The organism is Bifidobacterium crudilactis (genome assembly GCF_000738005.1).
Taxonomy (GTDB): Bacteria; Actinomycetota; Actinomycetes; order Actinomycetales; family Bifidobacteriaceae; genus Bombiscardovia; species Bombiscardovia crudilactis.
Genome location: NZ_JHAL01000002.1, coordinates 415270 through 429001, shown reverse-complemented (window position 1 = coordinate 429001; position 13732 = coordinate 415270). Strand labels below are relative to the sequence as shown.

The following is a 13732-nucleotide window of genomic DNA, read 5'->3' as shown; positions in this document are numbered from 1 at the left end:
CGACAACATCATGCAGGCGTCGTTGAGTTTCGGCGGTTCAGTTCAGGACGGTTCAGGATGGTTCAGGACGGTTCAGGACGGTTCAGTTCGAAGCAATTACATTCAGGGCAGGTAGCTGTGGTCCATGGCCTGAATCACCACCACGATGCAGGTTATGTCCAACGCACCATACATGACCTGCAGGCGCTACCCGACGTCGTCCTCGGTCGCAGACTTTCGTCTTAGTGTCCTCACAGTATTTACACAGCTAGCGATATTATCTTTCCCAGGCATTGATGCCTGAAAGAAAGAGAAAGAAGTTGTAATGACCAACCCATCCGACCCCGGTATGCAGCAACAACCCGTCCCACCTGTCACCGCTCCGACGTATAACCAACCGCAGCGCCACGACGCTCCCAAAAAAGGCATGACGATATCGGGGATTATTGCGCTCGTACTTGGGATACTGTCACTACTGATCTGTTATATTCCGATCCTCAACAATGGATCGGTAATACTCGGTGTCATTGGTGCCGTCTTTGGCATTGTGGCAGTTGTTGCCACTCGCTCCAAAGGCAAGAAATCAGGAAGGGTCATCGCCATTCTCGGACTGATGCTGTCCGTCGTTTCAGTAGTCGCCGCTCTCGCTCTACAGTCGGCATGGAGCAAGGCACTGGACGATGCCGCTGCAGGCCCAACATCAAGCGCCACGGCATCTGCCAAGGCGAAGGAGAGCACTTCGGCTGGCAGCGCTGCAGACGAATCGGACTTGACTGCAGGTCACGTTAAAGTCGTCTCCTTGCAGAAGGCGGCGAATGATTATGAAGGCAAACCGACAGTCATCGTGACCTACGAGTGGACCAACACCGGGTCAGACACCATGTTCATGTCAGCCTTCGACTTCAAGGCATTTCAGAATGGTACGAGTCTCGACACTGCCATTTATGCCGATAACCCACAAGGATATGATGGCGACGCACAGATGAAGACCATCAAGAAAGGTGTGAAGCAGACAGTACAGGTCGCGTATGTCCTGTCAGATCAGACCTCACCCGTATCCGTTGAAGTATCAGACCTATTCGGTGGGTCTAACAAGATAACCAAGGAATTCACACTCTAATCAGCATGAAGGATAGATAATGGTCCCGCTTCGGCGGGGCTTTTTCATATCAGGGATTCTTTGTCATACGATCTGGAGCATTCACCGTTGTGTTGACGCATGCTTTCGTGCGCTTTTTTGAAGTCGGGTGTCGTAGCGAGGCACGGCAAGCGTGGTGGTTGTAGCCTTGGGGTGAGATTGAGAGGAAGGTTTTGTCGTGACTTATAACCCGGCATATAGCGTTATTGCGATCCTAGTTGGCATGCTGTTGTTCGTGTTGTGGTGGGTGTTTCTGTACTTTTTCCTGAGCGCCGTGGTGAAGCGCGGTATTGATCGCTCGGTGTTACGCGACCAGACAGATGATCTTGAGGAATATCACCGGAATATGGTGGCTTTGGAGTCTCAGAAGTTGGACTTGATGAGGTTTGAGGCTCAGCTTGCTCAGGATCGGTCTCAGGAGACGGCAGCGTTTCCACCTGCACATCAATGATTGCAGTGCGGCGCCTAGTGATGAAAAGATGACAAAGCCTAGACAAGTGCTGTCCGAATGATGCCTGACCGGCACATATATCTTGGTGAGTATAAGCAAACGTGAGCCCTTGTGGCGCCATGTTGTCGGGCATCAGCCTGAATCAATGCTGAATCAATGACCTTTGATGAGGACGACACTGTTCTCGACTTCCCTATTGATCATGTCTTCCTGAATGTCAGGAAGGAACCGGCTTTGTCAGGGTTCGAAAGCGATGGTTTTTCAGTTTTCGAGCGCTGCCCGCAGTACCTGCTCGGAGTGCGTCCAGAGTAAAGCTCCGCCGGCGTCGTCTATGACCACACGCTTGGCAGTGGGTATTCTGCTGGCAAGGGTTGCAGTCTTGTCAGGTGAATGGCTCTGGTCGCATGCTCCGTACAGAATTGTTGTCGGCACGTGAATATCAGTCAACTTCAGGTTCCAAGGCCGCATGGCGATCATGGTGTCGGCAACATACCCCTTGCCGTCTTGTGCGAACCCTTCCTCAAGAGCCTTACGATAAAGGGACAGGAATACTGGCTGCTGGTAGAAGGCCTGATCACTGGGGTGAGAACCATTGATGACCATGGTTTCCATGTCTTGCGCGGTGAAAGATGCCAGCATGTTAGCGGCTTGTTCCGGGTCGGAACAAGCAATATCAGCAAGTTGTGTCGCCTCATGCGGCAGCATTGCATGGATGGTCGGATTCGAAACCTCGTCGGCGGGCGATGCAAGCACCAGTCGCGATACCCATCCGTGCAATGCGGCCGAAAGCCCGAAAACACCTCCCTGCGAATTGGCTATTACCGGTATGGACGCTCCCCGCAGGCCGAGAGCCTGCTCAACGAAGACACGGTAGTCGTTCGAAGTGGAGTCAAGCGTTCGATCCTCATATCCGATAGAATCACCCATCCCTGGCCGGTCCATGGTCAAGAGTCGAATATTGAACGCATCAAGAAACTCGTCGCCGAAGCTCATGCTCTTCCCCGTAGCGGCTCCGGCGATGAACAGTATCGGGGTTCCATCTGCCGGCCCGAAAGATCGGCCGGACAATGTCCTGCCGCCATCCGTCGTCGTTCGAAGTGAAGCGCTTTGAATCATGCCGTCAGTCTATGAATACCATCAGACCTCTGGCAGGAGTCGAATCTGCACACTCATGGAAACGAAATCACGACTGTTCGGAAGTGCCCTGAACGCGGGGGCGCCATGTAAGCACAACAAATACCGCTATCAGCCACGGCGCCAATAGGAAGGAAACCCATATCCACCAGCGTCGTATGGTGGACACCAGACACGATTACCGATGAACTCATCGAATCTCTGTACCTCAAGGCGCGGGAATCAAGCCCGCAAGAAGCCTACGAAGCCCACGGCATCCTCAACAGATAAGGCAACGGCACCAGCTGGAACGAATTCCGTACCACCATCCGATAACCCAAACGAAATCGACAAACACAAGAACACACAGTTTTGCCTACAACCCGGCAGGTATACATTTGGTGTACATTTTCGCACTAGTTATCGGAAAACGGATAACAAAAAAGCCCCGCAGCCATTGAGGCTGTAGGGCTTTCGAATGGGGTCACGCATGGCCCTACTCTTGAACCTCGCCCCAAGGCTGACATCCCTTGTCCGGCGCTGGAAACGTGGCCTCTACAGTACCTCGCAGCGCACTGATATGCCCCAGATTCACGACATTCGAGGCCAGGTGGTTCGTAAGGTTGGCACTCCTCAAACCTTTCTCACGCCCTCAGAAGTGGCGAGGCTGGTCAAGGATTACCACCGGGGTGCCAGTGTCGCTCACCTCGCCGAGGTCTACGGGGTACACCGTTCGACGGTCTCCGCCCATCTGACTCGACGCGACGTGACCAGGCGCATTCCGGGACTTGATGCCGAGGAGTCTGCCGAGGCAATACGGCTCCATGAGCAAGGGCTCTCGCTACGAGCCATCGCCCGGTCGATGGGCGTCGGCAGGCGGCGCGTCACGCGAGCAATCCACCACGCGTACCCAGTGCCTGCGTGAACTATGAACCTTGCTCAGTGGTCGCGCGAACCGGCTCAGTCGTCTTCGGGTGGGGTCCATTCGATGTCTGGGTAGTACGTGGCGAGGGTCTGCGCGATCACCGCGTCCACTTTGCGTTCCCACTGCGCCACCTGCTCGTCGTCGAGCTCGGGGTCGACATTCTCGTCGCGGTTGCTCTGCTCGGCGAGCGCTTCGATTTCCCGTGCGATGAGTTCCTTCAAGGCCCGGCCGACTTCGGGTGGGAAGGTGATCACTGCGACGCCTTCGGCGTCGAACCACTCCAGGATCGCGTCGAGCGGCTTCTCGTCGTCGGCCAGTCGTTCCAGCTCGGTGACCACGATCGCATCGAAGCCCTGATTGTGGGCTGTCTCCAGCAGGCGTTGCAGCCCTTCGCGGTTGCCGGATTCGTCGTGGATCTGGGCGACGACCTCGTATCCCGCGGAGCGCGCCATGCGCGCGCACTTCGCCTTCTGGGCCTGGATCAGCGGGAACCAGGGGTCCGCGTCATACGTGTAGGCGACTGCCTTCATCCATGACCTTCCGATAGGGCCATTGTTCCTCTTTCATAGTGCCCTGCCTGGCTGGACGCTGCCTGGCCGCGGCGGCGCGCCGCGAACTCACGGGCGCGAACATGCAGCAGCAGGACGATGCTGATGGGGCCCAGCCACAGCATCTTGAAGGCCGACCACACGCACAGCAGCACCAGCAGGTTCAGCCACCCAGCTGCCCCATTGGCGAGCAAGGTGGTCAGCCAGTAGGCGGCGGCGAAATACGGGACGGCCAGCAGCATGGCGGGCACGCCCCACTTCAAGCCGTGGCGGGTGCGGATCAGGTCGCGGATGACGTTGGTGGGCATCCAGCGGCGCAGGAAGTCGTGGATGGCGATGCTGGCGGCAAATAGCAGGCGGATCATGGCAGTGCTCCTGTTCATAGCGCGGCGCGATGCGTCGCAGAGACAGCTATGAATTGAGTGCCCCGTGGCGGGGCGATCCCGTAGGGACCACTGAGATTGGGTGCTCTGCCTCACCTGTAACTCTACGCGAAACTTCTGATCGAGGGAAGCGCTCGTGAGTGCGCTTCGCATTCTGAGTAAACGTATTTCACACGACGTTCACTGTGTAGAGATTCCTGTTTCGTTTCTTCTTGAATGTGCACACATTGCCTTGTTGCAATGTCGTGAGTATACGATCGTGAAGTTCATCGTGATCAACATCGAATGATGTTCCTGACTGGGAAATGCTGCTATATGGCTGACCAAGTGCACCGAAGACGGCGATGATCTGTTGCGCATTGGCCACCGGTAATGCAGTATCAAGAAGCCGCAGGACGTCTTGTTTCGTAGTATTGGCGTACGCGATCCTGAGCACGGTCTCAGGCGTTAGTTGGAGGTGATGTTTGCTCGCATGTCGGGCGGCAGCTGTCAGAGCCGCTGGATCATCTTCTGGCACGTACTCCTCGAGATTGGTTACAACCTGGTCACCAACCTTGTCTCGGGTGGCTGCGTCGTTGAGCAAATCTGCTATCATCCCATGCACTAGGTCGGGATTGAGGAAGCCAGTGACATTGTTCGAAGCGGCGATGGCTGGGCCAATGGCGGCCCAGCCCATGTCTTGGAAGTGGGCAAAGGATGGGGCCTCGTCAGTAATGAGGCCGTTTTCGATGAGACTAGCCAATAGGTCGTTGGGTTCAGGGGTAATGTCAGCGACTGATAGAGGCAAGTCGGCGTTAAGGCTGTGCGCCAGAGCCACGCGGGTCGCGGGCTCCTTAATGGTATTCGCGTTCAGAATGGCGATTGCGGCCGCCGCCTTGTCGATCTCATCGCCGTTGATGTCGACGGTGTCACCTGGCTTGTCGGTCTCGATCGTGCCGACGTGCTTTAGGAGACGGGCGAGGTGCTCATCGATCGATCCGATTTCTTTGCGATAGCTCTCTACGTTAGTGAGCGAGACGCGGAACAGGTCGGCGTCTGCGAGCATTGGCCAAGTTGCTGTGGGAACCTTGCTCAGACTATCCACACGACACTCAGGAGCTACGCATCTGATGAATTCTGTGAGCTGTTTGTCGTCCCACTTCTCAGCTGTATCCGACAAGACCACGAGCAAAGTCTCGGCATCATAAGCGGTGTACTGCGTGGCAGCATCGTTCTGCACTGCGGCAAGATAGATGTCAGGGTGGGCTAGACAGTATTCGTAAACAGTCTTGTTTTGACGCACGTAGTCGAAACCGATATTGCCCACATTGCGGGCTTCATCGCCATCCAGGGCAGTGCGCAGATTCGCTGCGGTGAGTTCGTATTGGTTGCCGTTCACTATCAATGTACGAAGCGCATCATCAATTAGGCCAAGGTCTGGGATAAGAACATCGACCCGGCCTATAAGGGTTGCGATGTTCTTGACTACTGCTTCTGTCTGCGGCTGTGTGAATACCGGCATGTCGTTGTAGTGCTCAACGATGAACGCGTTGAACACCGTCGTCAAGTCGTAATCCTGGTCGAGATCGATTGCTGCGAGTGCCGCGCTTACAAGAGCGGAGCGTACATCAGTTGGAACCCCATCATCAACGACGAGGTAGTGGAATACCTTAGCCCAGGGACGGGAAGCAAGACCGGCAGCGAGCTTCTCACGTTGCGCGCCGGAAGTGAAGTATGACGTCAAGAACGAGCGCGCATCATCATCAAAGTCAGCGACAATATGATCGACCACGTTGTCGGCACGCTGATCGCCATGATCGAGGAGGAAGTCGACAACGTCAATGTTGTACGCGGCCTTGGTATGAGTGAAATCGTCGTCGGCTTCTGTAAGCAGGTTTGAAATTGCCCCGGGGCTGGTGAACTCGTAGTCAACTTCCATGGTGTTTGTTTGGACGCTCTGCACGATGAAGTTGGCGACGTCAACACCGTTGAAATTTCCGTAAAACTGGGCAGCATAGAGCGCGAAGTTACGATCGAGGAAGCCCTGCCTTACCAAGTCGCGCGCAAGCTCGGACTCCATGGTGCTATCGATTAGTTCCGCAAAAGTGCACTCCACTTCGGCGGTCTTCGTTTCTGATGACTCAGGCGTTGTGCGGGAGCTGCCTTTCCCGTCGTCGGACATTGTATGTATAACAGCCAGTCTGGCGACTCTGAGCGAATATCGAGTCTTTGTTGCGAGGTCTGCGAAGTCGGCACCGCGAAGGAACGCGATAGCCTTGTCGATGTTTTCAAGTTCGGACTGCCTGGCATCCTCGTCGATCTCACGCCAACGATCCGGCTCCATGCCATCTGGTCCGAGTTGGGCCAAGTCAGACCCGCTCAGCGATATCAGATTATTTCGCTGCTGGTAATGGGATGCCTGTATGACGATTAATTTCGTCGTAGCGACAGCAGTCCAAAACTCGCAGCTGTCAACATCGCTAGAAGCATAGGTATGTTGACCAACCACGTAGCTAATTCCTTGCCACCCGGCGTACTGGGAATATTTCTTATTAAGTTCCGCGAAAGTACGCAGCCAATCTCCAAGGCGTTTCGCCAACTGGACAGATATGTGCGATTTTTCCTTGTCGGAGACGAGATCACGCTTGCGGCTTTCAAGTCCGACAATTGAGCTACGAACGAGTTCTCGGCGAAAGTCGTAAAGTCGGTCAAGGTCGCTGGTACGTCGTGAGATGTTCTCGAAGTCTTCAAGATGGAAGTTCTTATAGGCTACCAACGCGAAAAGGTCGCTGGGCGTCAGGCCAGGCGCTACTTTCTTGGACTCCAGGAGACGTTCAGAGAAGACGAGGTACTCGTTACAGATGTTCTGCAATAGACGCATATCGGTGCAATATCTCGCCACCAGGCTAATCAGAGAACGGTCTATGCCCGAGATGCCAGCAGTCTTGAGCAAGCCGGTAAGGAGGTCGCGGGCGTTGCGATGCGAGATGAAAGGCACCATGGGGATGACGATGTCGAAGAACTTTGTTCGGTTGGCTCTCACCGTTTCGGCTATGACGGCATCGTCTCCCTTGATTTTCGTATCGGCGCCTAGCTTTTCAAACAAGCTGTCGCGTACCGCATACACGAAACGTAGCGGCATTCGCTTTTTTATTCGCGGCTTCGTGTGGTTGAGCAGGGTATTGAGTTCACGGAGCGCCTCGAAAATGTGAGGATCGTCGAAGCGGTCGAGGTCTTCGAAGATGACGATATCGACATCCTCATTGTCGAAATAACTGACAATGTCATCGAGGTACTCGTCAAAATATGTTGGAGTTCTCTCTGAAAGCTTGACAGCGGCGCCACCGGCTGAAATATCAGAGATCATGAATCGGTCATGAGTCGCTAGTCGCAGCGCTGTTCCGCCAGCGACCAGCACTACAGCGAAGCCTACCCAAGCGATGGTTCGGAAAAGCAAATTATGACCGGAAAGCGGTCCCGCCGCCGATGGGAGCCAGCCAATTAGGATCAGGAATGCCCCGACAATGGCAACCATTACCGCGACCTCGATGGCGGCGAGCCACCACGGAAGTTCAACTCTGCGAGCGAACCGAGTATGACGCAGGGTCTGAGGAGATGCACTGTACACGAGCTGCTTCACGAGCTCTTTTTGAATGCGATTGGTCAGCGTTGCGCCCTCGTTATTCGGGCCAAGTGTAGAGATGGACAGTCGAAGTGTCGTGGACTTGTGGTTCTCTTCGAACTTGTCCAACACACTCGACTTGCCCGCACCATAACGTCCGGTAAGCGCGATATTGAGGTTCTTCGGTTCGTGGATCGCTTCCTCAAGCCGGTTGAGATAGGTCCGGTGTTGTTCATCTTGGTAATGCGGAACGAGCGAGGTAAACGCCACCGAATTCGAAGATGCCATACGTGCAGACGAGTCTGCCTCTGGCTCAGCCTTCTTCGAGGATTCACCATACTCATTCGAAGCGCCACCCTTCACTTTTCCTCCTTGGTATGAATACCCACTGGTCGTGCCCAACACGTTGAGAAATGGCAAAGACCCTTCCAGGATCTTTCGACATGCCCAGTCGAGCGTGTATCGCGAACATCTCTCTTTGACAGGTGTCAGGAATCTCGTTTCACTAAACGCTGAGCAAATTCATGATCTCAATTCCTCAGTTTAACGGTGCCTCTGGTCCCAAGCAGGCTAGGCAGGGTGTTCGTGGGGGGCATGTGAGAGTGAGCAAAGCGATTCTGCGAGGTCTACCGCTGCCCCGATTATGCCGGTGCTGGCACAATCCGCCGGACATGCCCTCGATTCGTTTCTTTCGTGCTGCATCCCCGAGGTTTCCCGGCTCAGGAAGACCGTCGTCACGCGATGCGATGACGATGTGTTTTGCTATCTCGATGTGTGGTAGTAGACCTTGACGGCGTCACGAAGAAGATCCAGGTTACAGCGATCTACTGACCGATTGTCGTGACGCGGACCATTGTGGTTTTGACTCACGGCCACAGGATAGCTGACGTGCCCTGTCGAGAGCGGCCAACGCCCGAGCGGCGTCGATCTTCTGTTTCACGGTCCCGTTCTCGGGTTTCGGGCCGAGGGGGTGTTGGTTGTCGGTGATCTGGTAGCGGTCGCGGTAGGCGGCGATGGTGCGCGCCGCCGTGAGCCATGCGGTCTGTTTCCGGGGTTCGTCGGGTTTGTGGTTGAGCCGGGCCGTCCATGGTTCGCCTGCTGTGATGGCGGTGTCGAGGAGGGTGGCGGCGCGTTGCTCGATGAGGGTCTGCCGCTCGGTGAGGGCTTGGCGCATGTCTGGGTCGGTGATGTTCTGGGCTTCGGGGATGAGGCCTGCGATCAGGCGTGGGGGCTTGCGGGTGCGGCCTGAGCCGGCGGGCCGCATGGTGGCTCGGGCCAGGCGGGCGTGCAGGACCGAGGCGATGTCGCCAGCATCCTCGAAACCCCTCACGCTCACGAGGCGCGGGAGGAGCTGGTCGAGCTGGTGGTGGTTGGCTTCGGCGTTGCGCAGCTCAGCCGACAGGGCGCCGTAGGCGTCCGAGGCGAGCACGTCCTCGACCTGCATGCCGGTGAGCCCCGAGTCGGCGAGCAGCGAATGCCAGCGGTCGGCTTGGGCTTCCTGGGCGATGGTCTCGTACTCCGCGGCCAGCTGGCCGATGGACCCCCACCGGTTCTGCTCAGAAACGATGGCTTGGTGGGCGGAGGGTTCGGCGCCGACGTGCTGGAGGACACCGAATAGGACGGAGCGTGCGGTGGCGTCGGGGTTGTCGCCGGGATGAGCATGGGAGTGGTCTTCGTCGGGCCGGTCGATGGCCACGTAGGCGTGGTTCTCCTGGCGTCCTCGGGTCATGGCGACGTATAGGTTCTCCCGCGTCGTCGTCGAAGTGACCACGACATGGGAGGTGTCAGTGGTGACGCCCTGCGCTCTATGGGCGGTGACCGCGTAGCCGAGGTCGAGGTGTTCGGCGACGTAGGCGGCGGGCAGGACGATGGACCCGCCGAACCGGCGGCCTGTGGGCCGAATGGTGACCGACCCGTCCTCACGCAACCGGGTGACAACCCAGCGGTCGCCGTTCCGCACCCACGACGACCCTGAGCGGAGGCGTCGGTCGTTGCGCCGGGTGATGACCAGGTCGCCCTCGCACACCGAGGTCCCGTCGTGCAGGGGCAGCTCGCGTGTGGGGTTGATGGTGCCGTCGATGATCCGGTCGGCGCGCGCCCGCTGGTTCAGCGCGGTGACGGACTGCTGGGTCTCGGCCACGAGGATGGAGGCCTTGCCGACTCGCTGGTCGTTTCGCCAAGCGGTGTAGGCGGCGTCCATGCTCTGTTCCTCCTCGGCGCCGTGGATTCTGTCGTGTTCGATGAGGGTATCGATGGCGCTGGCGTGTCCATGACGCAATTCGAGCGAGCTGGTCTTCTCCCATGGATGGGTGAAGCGGTGCACGTCGGTCAGTTCCGGCGCATCGCGGCGGGCGTTGGCAAGCATGGCGAACGCGCCGCCGGCGTCCACGGATTGCAATTGGGCCCAGTCGCCCACCAGGAGCACCTTCGCACCCTGCTGTTCGGCCTGCTGGGTGATCTGGTCGAGCGTGAAGGTGCCTGCCAGGGAGGCCTCGTCGATGATGACCAGCTGACCGGGAGCGAACGTGGCTCCGGTGGTGCGGAAGTCGTGCAGCCACTTGGCGGTGTTCTCCGTGTCGATGCCCAAGTCCTCGGCTAGTACTTGGGCGGCGACCGCCGAAGGCGCAAGACCGACCACGGAGCCTTTGCCGTGCGCGGTCTCCCATGCGCGTCGCAGCGCGTTCATGGCCGTGGTCTTCCCGGCGCCGGCGGGGCCGACGAGCACATCCACGACTCGACCCGAGAGGGCTATGGCAGTCAGGGCGGCGCTCTGGTCGTCTCCGAGCAGCCGGCCTTCCTTGTCCGGCTTTCGAGTGGTGGTCTCTATGGTCTCCAGGGGAACTGTAGGTGCGGTGGTTTTCTCGGCTCGGTCCAGGAGCCGGTCCTCGGCCGCGAGCAGGTTCTCGGAGGAGAACACCGTCGAAGCCGAAGGACGGAAGCGCGAGGAGCCGTCCGGACGGCGGAACTGTGCGGGGCTGGTTGCCAGCTCGGGCGGAGTCAGACGCAGCGACGCCTGTTCGGCGGCGTCCACGACCATGCCCGTGATCGCCTTGCGATCCGCGGTGGAGGCGAACCGCAACCCCATCAGTTGCCGGGATGCTTCCGCGTGCAGATTCCAGCGAGTCCACGTCGACCTCTTCTCACCCACCACGCTCGCGACCGTTTGGCCGATCTGCGCGATCACGTCGAGCGGCACGTCATCGGCCCGTACCGTCGCGGGCAGCGCCTTACCGCTGGTGAGGGCGCTCGCCCAGGTGGTGGCATCCTCGCCGAGCAGTTGCGTGGCGCGCCTCCGCCACTCGACGGTCAGGTCGGCCAGGGAGCGCACGTCCTTCTCCGGCCGGGTCGCCAACGTGGCTTGGGCGCGCAGCTTCAACACAGTTCTCGGGCTGGGCTGGCGGCCATGACGGGCCACGTAGGCGTCGATGAGCCGGTCCTTCTCCTGCTCGATGAACCGCGAGCGGGTGGAGAACTCGCCGATCAGGTTCTCGGGGACGCCGGTGATCTCCCACGCGGGGTTCCGATCCCGACCCCGAGTGCGCGCCTCCCAGTCCAGGCCGAGACTGCGGGTGAGGTGGTCGGCAAGCACGGCGTTGTACATCTCCGAGATGGCCACGACGGCCCGGTGAATGGGCCGGCCGTCCAGGGTGCGCCACTTGCCGTCCTGCACGGTCTTCACCTTGTTACTGATGACCACGTGCGTGTGCAACTGGGGGTCGTGGCTACGGCTGTCGTAGTGATCGAACGCGGTTGCGGCCACGCCCTGCACGTCGACCTGCGCAACGGCGCCGTCAGAGCCGGTTGCGCCCACCCGGGTTGCGGCAACCTCCCGCTCGACCAATTCGACCAGTTCCGCAACCGCCGCATGATGCGCGGTTGCGATCAGGGATTGCGTACCCGCATCGGCCACCGCCCAGATCGCGGACACGCTCTTGGGCACGCTGAACGTGTAGTCGAAACCCGCCACCGCATGGCGCGTGCCGCGCTCCTTCTCCTCAGCTTCGATCTGCGCCACAAGCTGGGCCCGATAGTCGCGATCGAGGTTCGGGTTGAGCTTCTTGGTTCGTTCTTCGACGCGCTCGGCCACACTCGCGAACTGCTGATACGCGCGGCCCAGCGGCGCACCTGTCAACGGGTCACGACCCATACCGATCAGGAGCTGGAGCTGCTGCTCCGAAGCCCTGGAGCCAACCGGGAGATTCCCCCTGCCGAAGGCCGCGATACCCGTCCCGAGCCAGAAGCCCGGCGGGCTGCCGGCCTCCGTGTAATACCGGGTCAACGGGGTCGAAAGGCTCCGGTCCCCGTCACCCGCGGCCACCGACTTGAGCAGGTATCTGTAGCCGTCGCCGGCGCTCATGACCCGCATCGAAACCGTCATCGCCCCACCTCCCTCATGGAGGGCAGGTGGGACGCACAACCCGGATCAGCCGTTCAGAGCGAGGCGGTCAAGCTCTGGCCGGACCTCTTCTGCAAGACGTGTGACAGCTCAGATGGCGGTTTTGAGGGTAATCAAGCAGGAACAAGCCGTTTTCTACTTCTCAGGCGGCTTCAGTTCAGGCTGATGGCCGACGAGAGTAGCGTACACATCTGAAGTTGAGAGGGCGGTGACCATTCTTTCGATGAGCTTCGGCGTGTATGCAAACTGCCTGAATGTCGGTGAGTACAAACAATACCCATCAGACTTCGGTAATTGCTTGTTTGAACCCGATTTCACTGGACCGATTTCCCACTTCTTGCGGAGCGTTGTGAAGTCGTTGACACTGAATCTGAATGGGATCCTCAATTGAATCTGCGCGGCAGCTTTTCCTGGTAGAACCTCATCGCCATTGGCGGCGTTCCTGTATTTCTCCGCCACGATAACGCTGCCTCGCTGCCCAACAAGATCTTGCAGCTCCTCAGCGGTCAGATCGTCTTGGCGGATGAAGTTCAGAGCCATGTCTGCGTCTGTCTTTGGACCCTTCATCGGTAGCAGCAACAATCGATATGCGTAACGTTCGTCGCTCCTCACATTCTCGTCGAGTGACCCCTGAAATTCAGTGATGAACGTGTAAGTGTTCTGCGGCAAATGCTGTCGCAGAACACGTTGCTCTTCGTATCTTGTCGGACTGAATGACTGAACAAATATCGGGAACTTCAGATCAGTGCCGAGGCTCTCGGACGGTCCGAATCGGCGAACGAGCTCCGATTCGAAGTTGATGATGCATGCATGTGCCTCTGCTGCTGTGACCGCCAAGATGGAATCTTGGTAGCGGTGTTCCACGTGGTTGCGTAGGCCGATGAAAAATTCAATGTTCTTTCGTATCGGATCATTGTCTTTGAATTCATACTTCAAGCATTGGCTCAGATCCCAAGTCTTTTTCGATCCGTCAGGATTTCGCTTAAAGATGTGTCGTCCATCGTTTTCTCGATAAAAAATCTCTGCTTTTCGTCGCACGCGGTCTGCGTGCAGCAGATTCTGCCATGCAAGGTGGATATGGACGATGAAGTCTGCAAAACTGCGTCGATCTCCGGGCCTGTTGTAGAAGTCGATGGCGACTAGTGCCTGCCGTCTCCCCTCTTCAAGGGTGTATTTCCACGCGGGGCGTCTAGACATG

General features: G+C 57.9%; 9 protein-coding genes. 3 read left to right on the top strand and 6 right to left on the bottom strand.

Features of this window, described 5'->3' with window-relative positions; genetic code table 11:
- Positions 1-304: 304 nt before the first annotated feature.
- Positions 305-1099: a DUF5067 domain-containing protein gene (locus tag DB51_RS04060; RefSeq protein WP_034252033.1), complete on the top strand. Its 795-nt coding sequence runs from the start codon at positions 305-307 to the stop codon at positions 1097-1099.
- Between the two features lie 196 nt (positions 1100-1295).
- Positions 1296-1568: a hypothetical protein gene (locus DB51_RS04055; RefSeq protein WP_034252030.1), complete on the top strand. Its 273-nt coding sequence runs from the start codon at positions 1296-1298 to the stop codon at positions 1566-1568.
- Between the two features lie 261 nt (positions 1569-1829).
- On the opposite strand, the gene DB51_RS04050 is transcribed toward DB51_RS04055, so the two are convergent.
- Positions 1830-2684, bottom strand: a complete 855-nt coding sequence (locus DB51_RS04050) for an alpha/beta fold hydrolase (protein ID WP_034252026.1) — start codon at positions 2682-2684, stop codon at positions 1830-1832.
- 487 nt (positions 2685-3171) lie between these two features.
- On the opposite strand from DB51_RS04050, the gene DB51_RS04045 reads away from it, so the two are divergent.
- Entirely contained in the window at positions 3172-3606 is a 435-nt protein-coding gene (locus tag DB51_RS04045) for a helix-turn-helix domain-containing protein (RefSeq protein WP_202961991.1), read from the top strand.
- A 35-nt stretch (positions 3607-3641) separates the two neighbouring features.
- Here DB51_RS04045 and DB51_RS04040 read toward each other — a convergent pair whose 3' ends face one another.
- The 5 genes from DB51_RS04040 to DB51_RS04020 form a co-directional block, all read right to left on the bottom strand.
- Entirely contained in the window at positions 3642-4136 is a 495-nt protein-coding gene (locus DB51_RS04040) for a recombinase family protein (protein WP_034252023.1), read from the bottom strand.
- Positions 4133-4519 carry a hypothetical protein gene (locus tag DB51_RS04035; protein WP_051867259.1) on the bottom strand — a complete coding sequence of 129 codons (387 nt, stop codon included), beginning with the start codon at positions 4517-4519 and terminating at the stop codon, positions 4133-4135. The genes DB51_RS04040 and DB51_RS04035 overlap by 4 nt, the downstream gene beginning before the upstream one ends.
- Before the next feature lie 187 nt (positions 4520-4706).
- Positions 4707-8501, bottom strand: a complete 3795-nt coding sequence (locus tag DB51_RS04030; protein ID WP_034252020.1) for a YobI family P-loop NTPase — start codon at positions 8499-8501, stop codon at positions 4707-4709.
- A 451-nt stretch (positions 8502-8952) separates the two neighbouring features.
- A complete protein-coding gene (gene mobF / locus DB51_RS04025; protein WP_034252016.1) occupies positions 8953-12516 on the bottom strand; it encodes a MobF family relaxase in 3564 nt (1187 codons plus the stop codon).
- A gap of 153 nt (positions 12517-12669) precedes the next feature.
- On the bottom strand, positions 12670-13731 hold the full coding sequence (locus tag DB51_RS04020; protein WP_034252013.1) for a DUF3644 domain-containing protein: 1062 nt from the start codon (positions 13729-13731) through the stop codon (positions 12670-12672).
- Position 13732 lies beyond the last annotated feature (1 nt).